Source organism: Devosia oryziradicis, from assembly GCF_016698645.1.
GTDB classification, from domain to species: Bacteria; Pseudomonadota; Alphaproteobacteria; order Rhizobiales; family Devosiaceae; genus Devosia; species Devosia oryziradicis.
The window spans coordinates 1385428-1404348 of the sequence record NZ_CP068047.1; the positions used below are offsets into that span (position 1 = coordinate 1385428).

Consider the following 18921-nt stretch of genomic DNA (forward strand, 5'->3'; position numbering starts at 1 on the left):
GCGCTCTCAGTCTTCCAGCAGATAGGCGCCTGCACGCGCCGGCAGGATATCGGTCCCCACGATCTTGGCGATGCCAGCGCCGCGCACGACGTATTTGCCCATGACGCGGGACAGCACGAAGCCGTTCGTCCCCGCCAGGATCGGCCGGCGCGCCATGAAGGCCTCGGGGCCGTCCATCGCGATCAGGTCGGCAATGGGCTGGCCCTTGCTGACGCGCTCGCCTAACTCGACGCGATAGGCCAGCAGCCCCGGGGCGTCGACGCGGAGGACCTCGGTGGCCTCGAAAGGCGTCGGCGCAGGCGCTGGGGCGGGGCGCGGCCCGGGGTCGGTCGCTATCAGTCCCCGACCGGCGAAGAAACCGAAGAGCCCCTTGGCGTCCTCCTCGCCGATGGCGTCGAAACTATCGGCCCGACCGCGATATTCGAGCGTCGCCGTTTCGGCGCCTGCCGGAATGGGATGACCGGGGTGGGCGATACGCGCCTTTCGGTAGAGCGTGGGCAGCACTTCGTCGAAGGAACCGCCGCCACTGTCCTCGGCGGTGAGCGTTGCCGCCAACCCCATCCAGTCGGCCAGGTCCTGCAGGCCAGGCATCAGTTCGGGCGAGGTGAAAATGTGCTTGAGGCTGTCGTCGTCGCAGTGAAGGTCGAGGACGATATCGGCCGCGGCGGCTGACTTGAGAACAAGCAGGCGCAGGTGCTGGATCGCCGTGCGCGGTTCCTGGCTGTCGATCCACGCAGCGACCGCGGCGCGGATGGTGGCGATGTTGGCTCGACCATCGCCGGTCAGCCTACCGGCAATGGCGTCGGCGACCAGCGGGTAAAGGTCGGGCCAACGGCGGTTGTAGTTGACGCCGGTCTCGATGTCGTAGCGGCCGATATGATGCCGCAGCGAATAGTTGGCAAGGCCGAGCGGGTTCACCGAGGGGAAGATGGTGAAGTGTGCCCGGAGCTGGCCTGCGGCATCGGCATCGCGCAGCCGAGGCAGCAGGTGGTGCAGCGCCATGGTCCCCGGCTGTTCGTCGGCATGGAGGGCCGCCTGCAGGTGGACGCGGGTGTCGGCGTCCTCGGGGCCGGCGGTGTACCAGTAGAGCTTGGTGGATACTCCCGGCGTATCGCCTGCGAGATTGGTATGATGCAACTGGAAGGTCATGCTTATTCCTCAGGCGAGGGCGGCCAGCTTGTCGGCCATGGTCTGGGCTTTGTCGTTCCGGGTGGAGAACGACATGGTGCAGAAGATGCGTTCCACGCCCATGTCGTGCAGCCGCGCGCAGCAGGCTTCGACACAGGCGGTGACAGCGGACATCTCGCCCTCGATATTGGTGCCATTGGCGTGCAATTGGTGGCTCAGGCCCGAGGCGTCGATGATAGCCGCCACCTCCCTTATGTAACGGGAAACGGATGGGCCGACGCCCATTGGGACGATGCACAGATCGGCAATGATCTTCATGATGTTCCTCAGCGCAGCCATTTGGGCGCAAAGCGCAGGCCCGGCGCGGCCGGCATATGGCGCATCAGCCGGCGATAGACCAGGCCGAAAAGAAAGAACACCACCAGCGAGACTGCGAGGAACCACAGGGCGGCGACCGAGAAATGCAGGAACGCATTGTAGTCGCGCTCGAATAGATCCTTGGCCGTGATCATCAGGTCGCGCTGGTTGCCGATGACGGGCAGGGCGAAATAGACGATGGCCGTGGCGTGGAACAGGAACACGACCTCGTTGGTGTAGGCCGGCCAGGCAAGGCGAATGAGATTGGGCCAGACGACGTGACGGAACTGCTGGGACCGGCTCATGCCATAGGCGCGGGCGGCTTCGACCTCGCCGCGGGGCACGGCGCGCAAGGCCCCATAAAAGATTTCGGCGGTGTAGGCCCCCGTGTTGAGCGTCAGCACCAACGGGCCGATGAACAGCGGATGCAGCACGAACCAGGAAATGCCCCACGGTTTCCATAGGCCGACGTTGAACGACAAGGCCAGCGAATAGAGCATGAAGAACTGGATGAAGAGCGGCGAGCCGCGAAAGGCGTAGATATAGCCGCGGCTGAGGCGGGAGATGAGCGGATTGGAGGAGGCTTTGCCCAGGGCCAGAAAGACGGCAAACACAAAGCCCAGCGGAATGGAAGCCGCGGCGAAGTAGATGTTGAACACCACGGCTGGTGCAAACACGGCAATTTCCTGGAGCAGGCGGTCCATCAGTGGTGCGCCTCGTTGAGGATGCCACGACCCGCACGACGCATGACGGCGTCGAAGGCCCGCTCGGAAATCATCGTGACCAGGATGTAGAACACGAAGAGCACCAGGTAATAGCGCCAGCGCCAGTCGTCATGCACAAGGCCGACCGAGGGCAGGAAATTTGGCGCGCCCAGGCGGTCTGCCCAAAGCACGATATCGGCGATCTGCAGCAGGGATAGCAGCGAGGTCGCCTTGATGATCAGCATCCACACATTGGACAGGCCGGGCAGGGCATAGACCCACATCTGGCGGATGTGGACGCGCCACAGCACCTGGCTGGCCGACATCCCATAGGCGCGGGCCGCTTCGAGCTGCCCCTTGGGCACGGAGCGCAGCGCGCCGTGGATGACGTTGGTGGCAAAGGCGCCATAGACCAGGCCAAGCGAAACCGAGGCCAGGATCAGGTATTCGGGCGTGCCGAGGAACCAGTTGGCCTCCTTGCAGGGCGGCCAGGCAGCGGTCTGGGCCGCCAGCATGTCGGGCGTGCAGACCTGGCTGGCGATGACCCATTCCACCGCCTGCTCGAAGGCCAGGGGGAAGAACAGGAAGAACAGCACATCGGGCACACCGCGCACGATCGAGGAATAGATCGTGCCAATCAGCCGGAGCGGCAACAGCCGCGAATTCTTGAGCGTGGCGCCGATCAGTCCGAAAACGACGGCCAGCAGCCCGCCGAAGACGGCTGCAAAAATCGTGAACTGGAAGCTGGCATACCAGGTGAGATGCTTGCCGTTGGTGATGTAGCTCAGCCAGAAGGCGAGGTCGTCGCTCATGGGCTGGTCGTCCGGCGCAAGGTCATCGGCTATCCTGGATAAGGCTCCCTCCCGCTGGTGGGAAGGGCTGGGGTGGGGGTGTCAAGACCTCCACTCCCATCATGAGGCCCTGGTCTTTCCCGCAGGATACGGACCAAGGGCGGAAAGTTGGTTACTCGGCGAAGTATGGCCCGCGGCCCTCGAACCACTGAGCGATCAGCTTGTCGACGGTGCCATCCTTCTTGAGGGCAGTCAGAGCGTCGTCGAACTTGGTCTTGAGCACGGCTTCGTCCTTGCGCAGGCCGGCACCGACGCCATTGCCGATCATCACGTCGTCGCCGACGAATTCAAGCGAGCCGCTGGAGGCGGCGACCACGGGCTCAAGATAGGCGCCATCAGCGAGGATCAGGTCGAGATTGCCGCCGGCCAGGTCGGCCATGGCCTGATCGGCGGTGCCGAATGAAACCACGGTGTTCTTGCCACCAAGGTTTTCCTCGGCATAGGCGGCCTGGATGGTGCCGCCCTGGACGCCAACGCGCTTGCCTTCAAGGGCCGCCACGTCGAGGCCCGAACCTGCAGCGGCGACATACTTGGACGGATCGGGCGGGAAGTAGTTCTGGGTGAAGTCGATGGTCTCGAGGCGCTCGTCGGTGATCGACATGCCAGCCATGATCACGTCGTAGTTGCCGGCCAGCAGGTTGGGGATGATTGAATCCCAGTCGTTGATGATGAATTCGCAGGTGAGGCCGGCCTGGGCGCAGATGGCATTGCCCAGGTCGATTTCGAAACCAGCGGGCTCGCCGGCGTCATTGAGGAAGTTCCAGGGCGCATAGGCCCCTTCGGTGGCGATGCGCACGGTTTCCTGTGCCTGGGTGGCAGCGCCCAGCGCCAGGGTGGCGACTGCGGCGAGGAAGAGCTTCTTCATCTGTTTCTCCGTTCGTTTTTGCTATCGTGGCGCGTTGGCCGGGACTTGCCGCCAACGCCGGTGGCCTATTGGTGGCTGGCGGCGTTGAGGAATTGCTTGAGGCGGGCCGATTTGGTGGCCCCGAACACCTGTTCGGGCGGGCCTTCTTCCTCGATCATACCCTGATGGAGGAAGATAACGCGATCGCTGACGGAGCGGGCGAAATCCATGTCGTGGGTCACCAGGATCATGGTCCGTCCCTCGTCGGCGAGTATCTTGATGACGCGCAGCACTTCGACTTCGAGCTCGGGATCGAGCGCCGAGGTGGGTTCGTCGAACAGCATGACCCGCGGATTGATGCAGAGGGCGCGGGCAATGGCGGCGCGCTGCTGCTGCCCGCCTGACAGCTGGGCCGGGTAGGCGCCCGCCTTTTCCCGGATACCCACCTTGGCCAGCATCGCCAGGGCCTCTTCCTGCACCTCGCCTCGATCGCGCTTCTGCACGACCAGCGGGGCCTCCATGACGTTTTCCAGAATGGTCAGGTGGGCCCAGAGATTGAAGCTCTGGAACACCATGCCCAGCTCGGAGCGGATGCGCCGGATCTGGTTCTCATCACCGATCTGGCGATGCGGCGCCGTCCCGCGCAGCTTGATGTCTTCGCCATCGATGGCGACGGTCCCGCTATCGGGCACTTCAAGCATGTTGATGCAGCGCAGCAGGGTGGACTTGCCCGAGCCGGAGGAGCCGATCAGAGATACGACCTCGCCTTCTCGAGCCGCGAAGGAAATGCCCTTGAGCACTTCCAGTTCGCCGAACGATTTGTGCAAGTCGCGGATAGCCACGACAGGCCACTTTTCCGCGGTGGCGGCAGCAGCTTGCGCCATATTCACCCTTTGCCCGCCGTGACGGGCGCCTTCCTGAACCGGATTGCTCGTTTTTGAGGCTGGCAATCCTTACCGCCGTCAAGAAAAGCAAAAGCGGGGCAGATGGCAAGGGAAATGATGGTTCCGCCGACCTTGCCTGGGGACGGAAGCCTCGCTTCGCTGCGACCTGTCCCCTATCCTGAGGCAACCATGATTGGGATATCTGCATGTTTTTCGTGATCTCGAAGGTTTTCTGGGGCGTTGCGCAGCCGGTCAGCCTGATCTTCCTGCTGCTGCTGGCCAGTTGGATATTGTTGCTGCGCGGGAGGCGCAGGCTAGGGCTGTGGCTCGGCGTGTTTGGCCTCATGTTGTTTGTCCTCTGCGCTTTCACCACCCTGGGCGCCTTGCTCATCCAGCCCCTGGAGGATCGCTTTGCGCGACCCCAAACCATGCCGCCTGTCGTCGACACGATCGTGATGCTGGGTGGAGCCACGTCTGGTCGTATCAGCACGGCGCGGCAGGTCGCCGAACTGACCGAAGCCGGTGACCGGTTGGCCGAAACGCTGCGACTGGCCCAGCTCTACCCACAGGCGCGTATCGTGCTCAGCGGTGGTTCGGGGTTGCTGGTCAACGACGGGGAGCCGGAAGCCGATACGGCGGCGCGGTTTTTCCAAAGCCTTGGAATCACCCGCGAGCGGCTGGTGCTGGAATCGGAGTCGCGCAATACCGACGAGAATGCCGAACTGACCAAGGTCATGCTCGGTGACAATCCCGGCGTGGTCGTGCTGGTGACGTCGGCCTTCCACATGCCCCGATCAGTGGGGCTGTTTCGCAAGGTGGGCATCGAGGTGGTCGCATGGCCCACCGATTATCGGAGCGCCGGCAGTGAAGGGTTGGGGTTCGACATCGTAAGCCCTGCCCTCAACCTCACCACAAGCGGCACTGCGATGAAGGAATGGATCGGGCTGGCCGTCTATCACTGGACCGGTCGTATCGATGACCTGTTGCCGGCTCAGCGTTCGAACTGATCTGCGGGTACCGATAGTCTGTAGTGTACGCTGTCATGCTCGATCCGGAAGTCCGCTGTGCCACCAACGGAAAGAGGGACAATCCGTTCGAGCACCATCGTGCCGAAATGGGGTTCAAGGGGGCGCAGATCGATCCTGACCCCAGTTTCCTGCCACTCGATGGCCAGCATGGGCCCCCGGTCTGGCGTGTCGACGATGCGGGCATCGATCTGGATGTTGCCAGGCTTGTCCTTTGACATTGCGCCATGCGTCACGGCGTTGGCAGCCAGTTCGTGCAGAGCGAGGCCAACATGGAGCGACGCATTGGGTCCCAGGCGCGGATTTTCGCCGGTGACCCTAACGTTAGCGAGGATGGCCTGGCCGACGCGCGCGAGTTGCGAAGCGATCAACGATTGAAGGTAGGTACCACGCCAGTTGCTTTCGGTCACCAGATCCTGCGTACCGGACAGGGCATGGAGGCGTCCGCGGAATCGATCAAGGAAATCCCCAATGCTGCCGCTGTGGTGAGCGGTCTGCATGGCGACCGACTGGACGATGGCCAAAAGGTTCTTTGAACGGTGGCTCACTTCCCGGAGCAGGGATGCCACAGCCAGCTCTCGGGCACGCTCATCGGTGATATCGACGACAACAGTGGTTACGCCCGCCTGATCGGCCACCAACTTCGCCCGGAAATGGCGGCGGCGCAGGCTCTCGCCCAATTCAAATTCGATAGTCTGTTCTTCGCCCGTGCGACGTACATGATTGAATGCGAGCGCAAAGGCGCCGGCGGCTTCGGGGGGTAGAACGTCGGCTTCACGCCCACCAAGGATTTCGTGCTGGGGCCAATCCTGTGGCAGGTTTTCGGCGAGGTCGAAACGATGATCTGCATCCTGATGCAGAATGCAGATGCCTTGCGAGCGTAGGCCCGCGGCCAAGGCACTAAGCCTGATATGTGGATCCAGGGCTGGGGGTGACGGCATAAAGAAGCCCCTTCAACGATCGGTGACAAAAACGGCCTCGCCATGGGGCGAGGCCGCATCAACTACCTGGCCGGGCTAGATTATGGGTTAGGCGCGCCGGAAGAAACCGATGACCAGCGAGATGACCAGAAAGGCCAGGAAAAGGAAGAACAGGATTTGCGCTATACCCGCCGACGCCCCAGCAATACCGCCGAAGCCAAGAACACCAGCAATAAGCGCGATAACCAGGAAGACAAGTGCGTAGTAAAGCATCTCACTCTCCTATTGGAAGATGTTGTTCTAAGAACGTTTTCTGGTGTGGGCCGGTTCCTGATGCGCAATAAAAAAGGCCGGGACAACGCCCGGCCTTTTTCGTGTGAACGCTAGCGCTCAGGCCGCTGCGCGCGAGCCTTCGTCAAAGAACAGCGCCTGGCTGATCAGGGCCTTCACCATGTCGGGGTTGAATGGCTTGGTGACCAGGAAAGTCGGCTCAGGCCGCTCGCCGGTAAGCAGGCGCTCCGGGAAGGCCGTAATGAAGATCACTGGCACGGAATGGCTATTGAGGATGTCGTTGACCGCGTCGATCCCCGAGCTGCCATCGGCAAGCTGGATATCGGCCAGGATCATGCGCGGCTGGGTCTGTGCGAACAGATTGACCGCTTCCTTATGGGTGCGCGCGACGCTCACCACCTTGTGGCCAAGACTTTCGACGAGCTGCTCGATGTCCATGGCGATCAGCGGTTCGTCCTCGATGATCATGATCTCGGTCGCGACCTGGCGGGAAATCTCGATCGAGGCCTCGTCGAGAAGGGAGGCAAACTCCTCCTCCGAAACCGAAAGAATTTCGGCGGCTTGTCCGTGCGTGAAGCCTTCGACGGCGACCAGCAGGAAAGCCTGCCGTGGCCGCGGCGCCAGGTTGGCCAGGTTGGCCGCGGCGCGCTTTTCCCACGCATAGGTGGAAGTCGGTTGCGGTACCTTGACGGCTGAAGATGAAAAGAGTGCCGAGAAAAGCTTATAGAGCGCGATGCGGTCGTTCGATGCCTCGGGGAACAGCGAAATATCGGCGATAAGCGCTTCGAGGGTGGCGGCAACGTAGGCGTCGCCTGAAGTTTGAGACCCGGTTACTGCGCGGGAAAACCGCCGTAGATACGGCAGGTGCGGAGCAATCCGCGTGGACAAAGTCATTAGTGAACTCCCAGTGACGCTCAAGCTCGTGCTGACACGAAACCACAAAACGTCATGCAAGGAACAAAGTTCCGAAGCGTTGGGAACTTTTTTTGAAATGGTGCATTGTTGAGCGAACGCGGGCAATTCAACATATCTGGCGGTCAAGACACGCATGATGAAGGAAAAACTGGTGACCCAGCAACGTATGCGAACGCAGACGGGGCGGGCAGAGGATGGGCTGGGTCCAAATACGGACATCGGCGCACGGCTGCGCGCGCTCTATGGTGCGGTGCAGGAGGAGGGTGTTCCGGATCAACTCCTCGATCTGCTTGAGCGACTCGACAGCGCCGAGCAAGCACACAAAGCCAAGAATGCTGCTCGTGACGGAGAATAACGCGGTGGCGGCCGAACCGACTTCATTCAAGCGCGAGATGCTTGCGACGCTGCCCAGCCTGCGAGCCTTTGCGGTGTCGCTGACCGGCAAGCACGACAAGGCCGACGACTTGGTACAGGACACCGTCATGAAGGCTTGGGCCAAGCAGTCCAGCTTCGAGATGGGTACCAATATCAAGGCCTGGCTGTTTACGATCCTGCGCAATGAGTTCTACAGCCAGATGCGCAAGCGGGGCCGCGAGGTGCAGGACAGCGATGGCGCATTCACCGAACGTCTCTCGGTCCACCCTGCCCAGTATGGGTCGATGGACATGCAGGACTTCCGCAAGGCGCTGGCGCAGTTGCCCGATGATCAGCGCGAAGCCGTGATCCTGATCGGCGCGTCCGGCTTTTCATACGAGGAAGCGGCAGAGATCTGCGATTGCGCCGTCGGCACGATGAAGAGCCGGGTGAGCCGGGCTCGCACACGGCTGCAGGATATCCTCAAGATATCAGGTGAAGCCGATTATGGTCCGGATGCGGTGTCGGCGCAGGTCACCACCAGCAACCACTCGTTCTAAACTCGAGGGGCGAGCGCCTCCCGGATGGCGCTCGTCATCTCATCCTCGGGCAGTGGTTTGAGGATGACCGGCAGATCTGGAAAGGCCCGCGAAGTCCTGCCAAGCGTAACGTCGCTCGTGGTCAACACCAGCGGGACGCCTGTATTCCGCAGCTGCTCAACCAGATCGTGGGCGGGCGTGTGGTGGTCGCGCACTTCGACGACCGCCAGGCCGAGGTCCGGCCAATGGGCGCGCAGCTGTTCGGCCTCGGAGGCGGTGCGTGCGAACAGGGTCTGCCCGACATCGAGAGTTTCAAGCATGCGCTGGATGTCGAGTGCGATCAGGAATTCTTCCTCGACGACGAGGGCCGTCCGGCCATTGAGCATGTCGGGTTCCGCTTGCCTTGGGCCCTTTCAGTGGCCGCGGACGTGGATTCTGTCATTTAACTTTGACATGTGCGGGAACGGGGTATCGTTGCCGGCGTTGGCCTGTCGACATCCATCCAGCGTCAATGGTGCCACTTGAGTCTCGTACTCCCCAGTTCTGGCCGCAGGGTTCCCTGCGAGCAGTGCCCGCTCAGGGCTATGCCCAATTTTCGGGAGTTCGAGCCGCAGGAGCTGAGGTTTGTGTCGTCGTTCAAGGCGGGCGAACTGGTTGCCGAGGTTGGCACCACCCTCCTGTCTGAAGGAAACCACAGTGCCCACCTCTACACGCTGCTGTCAGGCTGGGCCTTCCGCTACAAGACCCTGCAGGACGGGCGGCGGCAAATCCTGAATTACCTTCTTCCAGGCGACCTCATCGGGCTGCAGGGTTCGATCATCGGGGAACTGCAGCATTCGGTCGAAGCGCTGTCGCCGCTGGTGCTCTGTGTGTTCCAGCGAGATCGACTGAGCGAGCTGTTCCGCAACCATCCGGGTCTAGGCTTTGACATAACCTGGCTGGCCGCGCAGGAAGAGCGCATGCTCGACGATCACCTGCTCAGCCTGGGCCGGCGCACGGCGCTCGAGCGCGCGGCCTATCTGATCGCCTTCCTCTACCAGCGGGCCGCGTCGGTGGGCCTGGCCGCCTCGAGCACGCTCTATGTGCCCATTACCCAGATGCATGTCGCCGATACGCTCGGACTTTCGATTGTTCATACCAACAAGACCCTCCGCAAGCTGGCCGACAGATCACTGATCCGCTGGCTCGACCGGTCCTGCGAGGTTCTCGATGTGGACGGGTTGATGGATCTTGCCGGATGGGACGGCCTGCCAGAGCGTCGGCGGCCATTGATATGAGCAGCTGCCCAGCCTCAAATCCGCCATTGGGCTGGGCGAAGGAGAGGCGGTCGTCAATCGGCCGCCGCGGACGACAGATACAATGAGCCTTGCGAGCACACTGATCGGTCATCAGGAGATGGGAGTGCGCCGTCATTTTGGCCAGCGACTGATCGTCTTGCTGTCCCTGGCCCTCGTGATGCTAGCCGCCGGGGCGGCACTGGTGATGGTGCAGGGCATTGATCGGCAGATCGACGACGTGAACCGCACCTATGAGGTGCGCAACCAGGCTCGTGAACTCACCAGTGCGCTCAGTGAGGCCGAGAGCAGCCAGCGAGGTTATCTGCTCACGCGCGACCCAAGTTATCTCGAGCCTTACCATGGCGCCGCCGCTTCAATCGACGCCCGATTATTGTCGCTCAGCGCCCTCACCAATGGCGATCCGAGGCAGGCTGAAAGGGTGAAGGCTATTGCGAGCGAGGTCGTGACCAAGGCCGCGGAAATGGCGCGGGCCGTGGCATTGGTCCAGCAGGACCGGGGCTTCGAGGCGCGAACGCTGATCCAGACGGGCTTGGGCGAACGGCTCATGGACAGCATCCAGCTCGCTCTGGAGCGCTTCATCGGTGAAGAAAACCAGAAGCTGCTCGACCGAAACCGCGACATCGATCAATCGCGCAAGCTCCTTGTCGGGGCACTGATCGCGGCTTTGGCGGGTGCGGTGCTGCTCGCCTATACGCTGTTGTCGCGGACGCAACGGGAGGTCAGCGCCCTGGCACAAAGCAAGGAGCGGCTCGTCACCGAAAACGAGGTCCTTGAGGCGCGTGTGCGGGAGCGTACGCAGGCCCTGGAAGAGGCGCGCGGGCATGCCGAGCGGGAACGGCAGCGCGTGGAAGCCCTGTTGCAGGATGCCAACCACCGCATCGGGAACTCCCTGGCAACGGTCTCCTCGCTGCTGGGGCTGCAATTGCTGCGCGGCAAGTCGGACGAAGTGCGTGCGGCCTTGGAGTCAGCCCGATCGCGGGTGCATGCAATCGCGTCGGCGCACCGCAGGTTGCGATTGGGCGAGGATTTCGAGACCGCCAGTGCCGATGAATTCCTGGGTGCCGTGCTTGAAGACATTGCCACCACGGCGGGCAGCGACACAAAAAATGTCCAGCTGCAGGGCGAGTTCGACTCGATTGTCGTGGGCGCACGCGATGCAACGACGCTGGGTATCCTGGTGGGGGAACTCGTGACCAATGCGGTCAAGCACGCCTTTCCCGCAGGCCGAAGCGGCACCATCAGCGTTACGCTGAAGCGGGACCAGTCGGGTGTACCGATGCTGCGGGTTATCGATGATGGTGTCGGCATCGCGGGCGGGCAGCTACCCGCAGACGGCGGGCTCGGTTCGGTCATCATCAAGCAATTGGCAGCACAGTTTGGCGGTGACCCGTTTTATGAGGCGCGCCCTGGTGGGGGGCTCAGCGTCAGCGTGTCCTTACCCGGCATAACCGGCACCTCGCCGCCCCAAGGCCTCTCACCAGGAGCATGACTTGCGCATCATTGCCGTTCTCAATCGCGATGGCGGGACGCTGCGTACAATGGACCTGGCGGCCTTCTGCGCCAGTGCCGAGGAGGTCTTCGCCCGACACGGACATGCACTCGAATGCAGGGTCGTCCCGGGCAGCGACGTGGAGCCGACACTTCGCCAGGCGGCGGGAAGTCAGGGTGTCGATGCCATCCTGGCCGGTGGCGGCGACGGCACGATTTCGACGGCCGCCGGCATTGCCTATGAGACGGGCATGACGCTCGCGGTCTTGCCGGTGGGGACGATGAACCTTTTTGCCCGGGCGCTTGGCGTACCGCTGGTGCTCGAACAGGCGCTGGAGGCCATCGCGGGGGGCGAGGTGGGTGCGATAGACATCGGCACGGCCAATGACCGCCCCTTCGTCCATCAGTTCGGGGTGGGCGTGCATGCCCGGCTGGTGCGTATCCGCGAAAATCTCAGCTATGGAAGCCGCTACGGCAAGATGCTGGCAAGTTTGCGCGCTATCGGTGCCGCGGCGCTGAACCCACCCCAATTCGATGCCGAGTTCCATACTGGCGCCCACAGCGAGACGCGGCGCGTCTCGGGCATAGCGGTCTCCAACAATCCGCTCGGGGATGGCCAGATCCACGCCAATCGCCTCGATGGCGGCGTGCTCGGGGTCTATATAGCGGCGCCGCTATCCACGTCAGCCTTGCTCAAGCTGGCAGCGGACGTGTTCATGGGCACCTGGCGTGCCAGCCCTGCCGTCACCGAGCAAGAGGTTGACGAGGTGACCCTGCATTTCCCAAAGCGGAAGCGCGGTGCCCATGCGGTGATCGACGGCGAGCTGATCAAGCTGGACCGATCCGTAACACTCAAGATACACCCTGGTGCATTGAAGGTAATCTTGCCGAAATCGGAACAACCCGCAGCCGGTTCATAATTCTTTGCAACCAAATCATGCCTTCCGCGTTCGGGATCATTAGCCGTAGGGCTTGGGTATTGCAGGGCACGTTGCGTTAGCGTCAGGACGGAAATTGATTAATGATGGGGCCGACCTGCCCGGCGATGTACGGCGGGTCGTTGATGATCCAGTGCGGTTGCAAGCGCTGGCGGCGATGGATGTGCTCGATAGCCATCCCGACACCGATTTCGAACGGCTGAGCCGGACTGCTGCTTTCGCGTTGGATGCCGAAATCGCCTTGGTGACACTTGTCGATAAAGGGCGGCAGTGGTTCCGCGCCTGTTTCGGCATCGAGGGCGTGAGCGAGACCGAGACCGGAAGCTCGTTCTGTGCCTACACCATCGCGCTACCACAGGATGACGATACGCTGGTCGTCCTCGACGCGACGCAGGATGAGCGCTTCAAGGACAATCCCCTGGTCACCGGCTGGCCTGGTATCCGTTTCTATGCGGGCGCCGCCATTATCGTCGGCGGCCAGAAGGTCGGTGCCCTCTGCGTCATCGACACCAAGCCACGTGCGGCGTTTGCCCCCAGCCAAGTCGAGCAGCTGGTCAACCTGGCGAGCCTGACCTCGACCCTGTTCTCACTCAAGGACGAGGCTCGTGTGCGCGCGCGCACGGCTGCGGCATTGGTGCGGGAGGAGTGGCGCCACGCACTCACGCTCGAGGCGGGCAAGGTGGGAAGCTGGGTCTGGGATGTGCGCACCGGCGACGTGGTGTGCAACGAAATGTTCCACCGCATGTATGGCCTGGCCGAGGGTCCGGTGCTGGTCGGCGATGTTCTGGCCGCCACGCACCCCCTCGACCGGGCAATGGTCGAAGCCAGTATCGAAGCCAGTTTCGAGGATGGCCTGGATTACAGTGCCGAAGCGCGCATCGCGGCCACGGGACGCTGGCTGACCATGCGCGGCCGGGTGTACCAGCGCGACGCCAATGGCAAACCGCTGGTTATGATGGGCGTCAGTATCGACATCACGGACAGCAAGCAGAGCGCCGACCATACCCGGCTGCTGCTGCGCGAGCTCAATCACCGGGTGAAGAACACCCTGGCCATGATCCAGTCGGTGGCACGGCAGACCATTCGCCAGAACCCCGATCCAAAGGACTTCATCGAGGCGTTTTCCGGTCGCCTGCGAACCATTTCGGATGCCCATGTGCTGCTCGCCGACCGAGACTGGTCCGGTGTGCAGCTCTACGAAGTCATTGCTTCCCAGCTGGGTCCCAAGTTCAAGACCAATCCCGACAGGGCAGAGGTGCGCGGTGATGATGTTACCCTGCCGGCCGATCATGCCCTGGGCCTCGGACTGATCCTGCACGAGTTGACGACCAATGCGCACCGTCACGGCGCCTGGTCGGGCCCGACGGGTACCGTCAACATAGATTGGCAGATCAAGCCTGAGCCAACGCGCGGCCTAGCGCTGACGTGGCGGGAAAGCGGGGGGCCGACAGTATCGGCCCCTGCTGAATATGGCCTTGGTGCCAAGTTGATCGAGCGTAGCCTCGCCAAGGTACTCGACAGCGAGGTGGCGCTGAGTTTTGAACCATCGGGCGTAGTTGCCCGGGTCTGGATGCCGCTGCCGGCGGAGGACGCCGCCTGACGGCTAGTCCCCCTTCGGCTCGTTCTGCTTGCGCATCAGGAAATACGCGCCGATCGCGGCTGCGGGCAGGGCGATGGCCCGACCCATGGGCGACTTCAGCACAACAGGCAGGGCGGTCAGCGCCGCCGTGGTGACGAAGGCGCTGGTCTCGGTGGACTTGCGCTTTTCCGCTGCCTGGCGCCGATTTCGGTTTTCCCCGATGCGCGTGCCCAGATACACGGCAAGGGCCAGCACGATAAAAGCACCGGCCAGGATCAGCGCCGCATAGATACCGCCATAGCGGTCGGCAAGGGCCAGAAATCCCGCGACGATCAGGAACACCACACCAACCAGCGCAAGGCCGAACATCACCACATTGACGATGATGGTGTTGCGGACCCGGGCGGTGATGGATTCGACCTCTATGCCGAGCAAGGCGGCAAGCGGAACGAGCAGATGCATGGTTAGTGCCGGGACAGCAGGGCGAGAATGAAGCCGATGCCCAGGGCGCTGGCGACGGCGGTCAAAGGTTTTTCGCGGATGGTGTCCTTGATCTGCTGCTCAAGGGCGCTGGCCTGCTCCTGGACGTCCTCAACGACGTGCTGGCCCTGGCGCTGGAGATGGCGCGCTTCGCTCTTGGCGACATCGCGGACTTCGTTGACCTTTTCATTGCTCAGGCGGGCAAGCGTGGATGCAATGGCCTTGATGTCATCCTGCAGCTGGGCAACCTGATCCTCGAGCCGCGCTTCGCGCGCGCTGGTCGTGGCTGCCCCGGCACGGTTGCCGGTGGTTCGAGCCGATCGCGTGGTGCGGCCGGGGGCCATGTCGGGGGTGTTCGCCATTTGACGCTCCTGTCGTAGTTTGTGGTTCAACGTGCGGAAAACCCTGCGGTTCCAGCGCGGTACAAAGAAGACACCCCGAGGCACGCTGGGTGCATCGGGGTGGCTAAGGGGCGGGCGAAAGGGGGGCAGCTTTCAGCCCGCGGGCGCCTCTCACTGTGTGAGAACCGGAAACCGGCTGCGCCTGTTATCGTTTTGGGAGTGCTAGATGCGTCCCATCAGAACCAGGATGAGGACGACAACCAGGACAACACCCAGGATGCCGGACGGGAAGTAGCCGAAGCCGCGCGAGTAGCCCCAGTTGGGAAGCGCGCCGATCAGCAGCAGAATGAGGATAATGATGAGGATTGTTCCCAGACCCATGGTCGGTCTCCTTGGTTATTATTCTTGTGACGCTTTGGTGCCGGGCTAGAGTATGGCCAGCATCAGGGCGGCGGCGGTGATCAGGATAAACATTGCCGGTGCGAGAGCTTTGAACACGTCGGCATAATGGGTTTCCCCGTCATAGCCTTCGGCCCATACCGTCGCGGTGCGGCTGGCGTTCTCGAGCGCCTTGATTTCCATGTGAGTCACGCCTGCCTCCCCATTGATCGCCACGCAGTGTTGCGCTGCCCCATGAACGGAGCGGGGTCGGCTTTGGTTCCGTGCCGGCAATTGAAACAATTGAATGGGGTTATTCGACCCGAACCACGTCCACCGACTGCCTGGTCTCGTGCGAGCCATGGGTCTTGAGCACGCCAACGATAGGCGAGATGTCGGCATAGTCCCGGCCATGGCCGATCGAGATATGATCGGGTCCGGCGATCATGGCATTGGTGGGGTCGAATTCCATCCAGCCAACATGCTGACCGCACCAGGCGCGCACCCAGGCATGCATGGCGTCGGCGCCCTCCAGTCGCGGCTTTCCAGGCGGGGGATTGGTGCGGAGAAAACCAGATACGTAGCCGGCTGGGATGCCCAGGCCGCGCAGGCCGGCAATCATCACATGGGCGAAATCCTGGCACACCCCCTTGCGCAGGGCAAAGGCCTCGGCGGGCTTGGTTTCAACGTCCGTCGCCTTGGGGTCGTAGGCAAAGTTGCGGTGGATGGCCATGCACAGTGCGAGCGCCGCGGTCATCACCGAGGGCATTTCGGCCGTAACCTGCTCGGCATATTCGGTAATGGCGGGCACCAGTTGTACGCGCGGCGAGGCGGCCAGGAAATGGTGCGGGCTGTCGGGCTGAACCGACCAGTACCGGGCGATCTCCTGCTGCAGGCCGGCGCGCGATGGCGACAGGTCCGCGGGCGGATGAAGATCTTCGACCTGGACGCGCGCGGTCAACCGGATGGACAGGTGGTCATGCGGTGCCAGATAGGTGAGCCGCGTGACCGAATTGCCGAAGAAATCGGTGAAGCTGCTTTCGCGCTGGGGCCGCGGTTCAAAGGATAGCCCGGCGGCGACGACACGCTGGACGCCGGGGACCGTGGCCGGCGCCACACGGATAAGATGGCGACCGCCGTGGACGATGGCGTCGTAGTCGTAGTGCAGTTCGAGGCGGACATCGTAGAGCATGACGGCTACACGAAATAGGCCGCGGCTACGAGGCCAGCCAGCATGCCGGTATCGGCGGCCAGCTTGTCCAGGCGCTTTGGAGTCATGTCGGCGGCAACCGCGATGCGGAGGTCGGTTTCGATCTGCAGCGCGGCCTTCGCGACAGGGGACATGATGCCGTCGTCAATCCCGCCCGGCAGCATTTCGATCTGCGTGCGGAGCTCGGTGACCTGGAACTGTACCGAGCGCGGATTGAGCGGGTCCAGGACCAGGAGGTCCGTGGCGCTCTGCGTGCCGGCGGTCACCGAATAGCGGCGGCGGTGTGACATCACGCTGTCGCCGATTTCGAGCAGCATTTCCAGTGAGCCGTCAGGTGCGTCCTTGTCGGTCAGGTGGCTGACGATGCGCGCGGTCTGTATGGCGCGTTCGAGCCGGCGGCCGAGTTCGAGGAAGCGCCAGCCGGCGAAGCGGTACATGTTTTCGTGCACGAGACCCGAGAAACCGGCCAGCTTGCGCAGCAGCACGGTCATGGCACGCGTGGCGTCGTCACCCGGCTTGATGCGGGTGGCAAAGCGCTGGGCTGTCTTCTGCAGATCGTTTAGCGCCAGCCAGCCGTCGGGCGAGAAGCGATCCCGGATCTGTCCGGCGCTGTGCACCGCGCTGTCGATCGAGGCGAGCAGGCCCTGGGGCATGGCTTCGCTGGCATCGACATCGATCGTTTCGAGGAAATCGGCGCAATGCGTGAGGATGGGCAGGTCGGCCTTGCTCAACTCGGCGAGGCGGGCGTTGTATGCGCGCAGGATGCGGACCTGGGCCTCGCAGCGCTCGGCATAGCGACCCAGCCAGATCAGATTGTCGGCGGCGCGGCTCGGCAGGCTGCCGGGGGCATTGCGGACCAGCTTCTGTCCATCCTGCGGCAGCAGCGAAACCCGCTCAACCGGCTTGGATGACAATACCCAGACGTCGGCCGCCTGGCCGCCGCGCTGCATCGAGATGGCCGAGGCATCGTTGGTCGAGCCGACGCGGGCGAAGCCGCCGGGCATGATGGTCCAGCCCTGCGCCGTGCGCGCCGCATAGACGCGCAGCGTGATGGGCCGCGGCTGCAGCTTGCCATCGACATAAACCGGCGCGGTCGAGAGCTGCACCGGCTCCTGGCCCACATAGTCGGCGCCACCGGCGCGGATGCGCTCGATCAACATCGCCTTCTGTTCCGGCGGTATTGTCGAGCCCAGTGCGGTGCCGCGCAGGTCATCGAAGGGCAGGGTGGTCGCAAAGGCGGGACCGATCAGCATGTCATCAAAATTGTCGAGGACGTGCTGCTGTTCGCGCGGCTGGCCGCACCACCAGGTGGCAATCTCGGGCAGCAGGAGGTCCTCACCCAGCAGCTTCTGCGCCAGGCGCGGGACGAAGGCGGCAAGGGCACGGGTTTCGAGGAAACCGGTGCCAAGCGCGTTGATCATGGAGATAGAGCCGTTGCGCAGGGCCTCCACCATGCCCGGCGTGCCGATACGGCTGTCGTAGCGCAGCTCGAGCGGATCGACGAAGCTGGCGTCGACACGGCGCCACAGCGCGCTGACCGGCTTGAGGCCGGCCACGGTGCGCACCATGACCTTGCCGTCCTCGACGATCAGGTCATCGCCTTCGAGCAGCATCAGGCCCAGGTAGCGGGCGATATAGGCGTGTTCGAAATAGGTTTCGTTGAGCTGGCCCGGCGTCAGGATACCCACCGGGCCGCCGTCGCGCTCGGCGCCCGCGAACAGCGTATCGCGAAAGCCGCGGAAGAAACCGGCCAGCCGGTGCACATTCATGTCCGCATAGATGTCGGAGAGGGCGCGGGTGGTGGCGACGCGGTTTTCCAGGGCAAAGCCGGCACCTGATGGTGCCTGCGCGCGGTCACCCAGCACCCACCATGCGCCATCAGGCCCGCGGCCCAGTTCGAATGCGCAGAAATGCAGGTGGTGATTGCTTGCCGGCTTGACCCCGACCAGCGGGCGCAGGAACTCGCCATTGCGGGCCACCAGTTCCGGCGGCAGCAGGCCCTGCTGCACCAGGGTATTATCGCCATAGACGTCGGCGATGACGGTTTCGAGCAATTCGGCGCGCTGGATCAGGCCGGCGCTGATGCGTGACCAGTCGGCCTCGTCGATCAGCAGGGGGACATGGGCCAGCGGCCAATCACGCTCCTTGCCCTCGGCGCCATCATACTTGCGATAGAAGACGCCGGCGTCGCGAAGATACTGGTCCGCGCGCTCGAAACGGGCGGCCAGCTCGGTCGGCCCGAGCTTGTCGAAGGCCGACATCAGCTGGGCCCAACCGGGCCGGACATTGCCGTGGGCATCGATCATCTCGTCGGGCACGCCTGGTTGCAGGCGATAGTCGGCGACGATGCTCGGTCCGGCCGGAGGCGTGTCCCGCGTCTTTTGATTCCGTGTCATC

Annotated in this window: 23 protein-coding genes; 7 read left to right on the forward strand and 16 right to left on the reverse strand. The window is 63.1% G+C overall.

Features of this window, described 5'->3' with window-relative positions:
• Nucleotides 1–6 precede the first annotated feature (6 nt).
• The 6 genes from JI749_RS06960 to JI749_RS06985 form a co-directional block, all read right to left on the reverse strand.
• Complete coding sequence (locus tag JI749_RS06960) at nucleotides 7–1149, reverse strand: succinylglutamate desuccinylase/aspartoacylase family protein (protein ID WP_201661357.1); 1143 nt, start codon at nucleotides 1147–1149, stop codon at nucleotides 7–9.
• Nucleotides 1150–1158: 9 nt separating this feature from the next.
• Nucleotides 1159–1446 (reverse strand): MTH1187 family thiamine-binding protein, encoded by a 288-nt coding sequence (locus JI749_RS06965; protein WP_201661360.1) that lies wholly within the window; start codon nucleotides 1444–1446, stop codon nucleotides 1159–1161.
• A gap of 8 nt (nucleotides 1447–1454) precedes the next feature.
• On the reverse strand, nucleotides 1455–2189 hold the full coding sequence (locus tag JI749_RS06970) for an ABC transporter permease (protein WP_201661363.1): 735 nt from the start codon (nucleotides 2187–2189) through the stop codon (nucleotides 1455–1457).
• A complete protein-coding gene (locus tag JI749_RS06975; RefSeq protein WP_201661366.1) occupies nucleotides 2189–3001 on the reverse strand; it encodes an ABC transporter permease in 813 nt (270 codons plus the stop codon). The genes JI749_RS06970 and JI749_RS06975 overlap by 1 nt, the downstream gene beginning before the upstream one ends.
• A 151-nt stretch (nucleotides 3002–3152) precedes the next feature.
• Nucleotides 3153–3905, reverse strand: a complete 753-nt coding sequence (locus JI749_RS06980; RefSeq protein ID WP_201661369.1) for a transporter substrate-binding domain-containing protein — start codon at nucleotides 3903–3905, stop codon at nucleotides 3153–3155.
• Nucleotides 3906–3970: 65 nt separating this feature from the next.
• Nucleotides 3971–4768, reverse strand: coding sequence for an ABC transporter ATP-binding protein (locus JI749_RS06985; RefSeq protein WP_201661372.1), 798 nt, complete (start codon nucleotides 4766–4768; stop codon nucleotides 3971–3973).
• A 206-nt stretch (nucleotides 4769–4974) separates the two neighbouring features.
• Here JI749_RS06985 and JI749_RS06990 point away from each other — a divergent pair, with 206 nt between their 5' ends.
• Complete coding sequence (locus JI749_RS06990) at nucleotides 4975–5775, forward strand: YdcF family protein (protein ID WP_201661375.1); 801 nt, start codon at nucleotides 4975–4977, stop codon at nucleotides 5773–5775.
• Here the strand turns inward: JI749_RS06990 and JI749_RS06995 are convergent.
• The 3 genes from JI749_RS06995 to JI749_RS07005 form a co-directional block, all read right to left on the reverse strand.
• Nucleotides 5760–6689 carry a sensor histidine kinase gene (locus JI749_RS06995; RefSeq protein ID WP_201661378.1) on the reverse strand — a complete coding sequence of 310 codons (930 nt, stop codon included), beginning with the start codon at nucleotides 6687–6689 and terminating at the stop codon, nucleotides 5760–5762. The two genes, JI749_RS06990 and JI749_RS06995, sit on opposite strands and share 16 nt — an antisense overlap.
• 132 nt (nucleotides 6690–6821) lie before the next feature.
• Nucleotides 6822–6986: a DUF1328 domain-containing protein gene (locus JI749_RS07000; RefSeq protein ID WP_082555065.1), complete on the reverse strand. Its 165-nt coding sequence runs from the start codon at nucleotides 6984–6986 to the stop codon at nucleotides 6822–6824.
• A 117-nt stretch (nucleotides 6987–7103) separates the two neighbouring features.
• Complete coding sequence (locus JI749_RS07005; RefSeq protein WP_201661398.1) at nucleotides 7104–7898, reverse strand: response regulator; 795 nt, start codon at nucleotides 7896–7898, stop codon at nucleotides 7104–7106.
• Nucleotides 7899–8055: 157 nt separating this feature from the next.
• On the opposite strand from JI749_RS07005, the gene JI749_RS07010 reads away from it, so the two are divergent.
• A complete protein-coding gene (locus tag JI749_RS07010; RefSeq protein WP_201661401.1) occupies nucleotides 8056–8274 on the forward strand; it encodes a NepR family anti-sigma factor in 219 nt (72 codons plus the stop codon).
• Complete coding sequence (locus tag JI749_RS07015; protein WP_201661405.1) at nucleotides 8252–8833, forward strand: RNA polymerase sigma factor; 582 nt, start codon at nucleotides 8252–8254, stop codon at nucleotides 8831–8833. Before JI749_RS07010 ends, JI749_RS07015 begins: the two co-directional genes overlap by 23 nt.
• On the opposite strand, the gene JI749_RS07020 is transcribed toward JI749_RS07015, so the two are convergent.
• Nucleotides 8830–9198 carry a response regulator gene (locus JI749_RS07020; RefSeq protein ID WP_201661408.1) on the reverse strand — a complete coding sequence of 123 codons (369 nt, stop codon included), beginning with the start codon at nucleotides 9196–9198 and terminating at the stop codon, nucleotides 8830–8832. The two genes, JI749_RS07015 and JI749_RS07020, sit on opposite strands and share 4 nt — an antisense overlap.
• Before the next feature lie 198 nt (nucleotides 9199–9396).
• On the opposite strand from JI749_RS07020, the gene JI749_RS07025 reads away from it, so the two are divergent.
• From JI749_RS07025 to JI749_RS07040, 4 genes are all read left to right on the forward strand, one after another.
• Nucleotides 9397–10089 carry a Crp/Fnr family transcriptional regulator gene (locus tag JI749_RS07025; RefSeq protein ID WP_201661411.1) on the forward strand — a complete coding sequence of 231 codons (693 nt, stop codon included), beginning with the start codon at nucleotides 9397–9399 and terminating at the stop codon, nucleotides 10087–10089.
• A gap of 124 nt (nucleotides 10090–10213) precedes the next feature.
• Nucleotides 10214–11599 (forward strand): sensor histidine kinase, encoded by a 1386-nt coding sequence (locus JI749_RS07030; protein WP_201661414.1) that lies wholly within the window; start codon nucleotides 10214–10216, stop codon nucleotides 11597–11599.
• Nucleotide 11600: 1 nt separating this feature from the next.
• Nucleotides 11601–12518: a diacylglycerol/lipid kinase family protein gene (locus JI749_RS07035; protein ID WP_201661417.1), complete on the forward strand. Its 918-nt coding sequence runs from the start codon at nucleotides 11601–11603 to the stop codon at nucleotides 12516–12518.
• A gap of 94 nt (nucleotides 12519–12612) precedes the next feature.
• Nucleotides 12613–14136 carry a sensor histidine kinase gene (locus JI749_RS07040; protein WP_201661432.1) on the forward strand — a complete coding sequence of 508 codons (1524 nt, stop codon included), beginning with the start codon at nucleotides 12613–12615 and terminating at the stop codon, nucleotides 14134–14136.
• A 3-nt stretch (nucleotides 14137–14139) separates the two neighbouring features.
• Here JI749_RS07040 and JI749_RS07045 read toward each other — a convergent pair whose 3' ends face one another.
• The 6 genes from JI749_RS07045 to JI749_RS07070 form a co-directional block, all read right to left on the reverse strand.
• Entirely contained in the window at nucleotides 14140–14577 is a 438-nt protein-coding gene (locus JI749_RS07045) for a hypothetical protein (RefSeq protein WP_201661435.1), read from the reverse strand.
• Nucleotides 14578–14579: 2 nt separating this feature from the next.
• Nucleotides 14580–14957, reverse strand: a complete 378-nt coding sequence (locus JI749_RS07050) for a DUF883 family protein (RefSeq protein WP_201661437.1) — start codon at nucleotides 14955–14957, stop codon at nucleotides 14580–14582.
• A gap of 201 nt (nucleotides 14958–15158) precedes the next feature.
• Nucleotides 15159–15317 carry a DUF3309 family protein gene (locus JI749_RS07055; protein ID WP_201661439.1) on the reverse strand — a complete coding sequence of 53 codons (159 nt, stop codon included), beginning with the start codon at nucleotides 15315–15317 and terminating at the stop codon, nucleotides 15159–15161.
• Nucleotides 15318–15362: 45 nt separating this feature from the next.
• Nucleotides 15363–15527, reverse strand: a complete 165-nt coding sequence (locus JI749_RS07060) for a hypothetical protein (protein WP_201661441.1) — start codon at nucleotides 15525–15527, stop codon at nucleotides 15363–15365.
• Between the two features lie 100 nt (nucleotides 15528–15627).
• On the reverse strand, nucleotides 15628–16506 hold the full coding sequence (locus JI749_RS07065) for a transglutaminase family protein (protein ID WP_201661443.1): 879 nt from the start codon (nucleotides 16504–16506) through the stop codon (nucleotides 15628–15630).
• A 5-nt stretch (nucleotides 16507–16511) separates the two neighbouring features.
• Complete coding sequence (locus JI749_RS07070; protein WP_201661445.1) at nucleotides 16512–18920, reverse strand: circularly permuted type 2 ATP-grasp protein; 2409 nt, start codon at nucleotides 18918–18920, stop codon at nucleotides 16512–16514.
• Nucleotide 18921 lies beyond the last annotated feature (1 nt).

Coding starts and splice junctions, on each gene's coding strand:
- JI749_RS06960 (WP_201661357.1), bottom strand. CDS start 1,149: ATGACCTTCCAGTTGCATCATACCAATCTCGCAGGCGATACGCCGGGA.
- JI749_RS06965 (WP_201661360.1), bottom strand. CDS start 1,446: ATGAAGATCATTGCCGATCTGTGCATCGTCCCAATGGGCGTCGGCCCA.
- JI749_RS06970 (WP_201661363.1), bottom strand. CDS start 2,189: ATGGACCGCCTGCTCCAGGAAATTGCCGTGTTTGCACCAGCCGTGGTG.
- JI749_RS06975 (WP_201661366.1), bottom strand. CDS start 3,001: ATGAGCGACGACCTCGCCTTCTGGCTGAGCTACATCACCAACGGCAAG.
- JI749_RS06980 (WP_201661369.1), bottom strand. CDS start 3,905: ATGAAGAAGCTCTTCCTCGCCGCAGTCGCCACCCTGGCGCTGGGCGCT.
- JI749_RS06985 (WP_201661372.1), bottom strand. CDS start 4,768: ATGGCGCAAGCTGCTGCCGCCACCGCGGAAAAGTGGCCTGTCGTGGCT.
- JI749_RS06990 (WP_201661375.1), top strand. CDS start 4,975: ATGTTTTTCGTGATCTCGAAGGTTTTCTGGGGCGTTGCGCAGCCGGTC.
- JI749_RS07000 (WP_082555065.1), bottom strand. CDS start 6,986: ATGCTTTACTACGCACTTGTCTTCCTGGTTATCGCGCTTATTGCTGGT.
- JI749_RS07005 (WP_201661398.1), bottom strand. CDS start 7,898: ATGACTTTGTCCACGCGGATTGCTCCGCACCTGCCGTATCTACGGCGG.
- JI749_RS07010 (WP_201661401.1), top strand. CDS start 8,056: ATGAAGGAAAAACTGGTGACCCAGCAACGTATGCGAACGCAGACGGGG.
- JI749_RS07015 (WP_201661405.1), top strand. CDS start 8,252: ATGCTGCTCGTGACGGAGAATAACGCGGTGGCGGCCGAACCGACTTCA.
- JI749_RS07020 (WP_201661408.1), bottom strand. CDS start 9,198: ATGCTCAATGGCCGGACGGCCCTCGTCGTCGAGGAAGAATTCCTGATC.
- JI749_RS07025 (WP_201661411.1), top strand. CDS start 9,397: ATGCCCAATTTTCGGGAGTTCGAGCCGCAGGAGCTGAGGTTTGTGTCG.
- JI749_RS07045 (WP_201661435.1), bottom strand. CDS start 14,577: ATGCATCTGCTCGTTCCGCTTGCCGCCTTGCTCGGCATAGAGGTCGAA.
- JI749_RS07050 (WP_201661437.1), bottom strand. CDS start 14,957: ATGGCGAACACCCCCGACATGGCCCCCGGCCGCACCACGCGATCGGCT.
- JI749_RS07055 (WP_201661439.1), bottom strand. CDS start 15,317: ATGGGTCTGGGAACAATCCTCATCATTATCCTCATTCTGCTGCTGATC.
- JI749_RS07065 (WP_201661443.1), bottom strand. CDS start 16,506: ATGCTCTACGATGTCCGCCTCGAACTGCACTACGACTACGACGCCATC.
- JI749_RS07070 (WP_201661445.1), bottom strand. CDS start 18,920: ATGACACGGAATCAAAAGACGCGGGACACGCCTCCGGCCGGACCGAGC.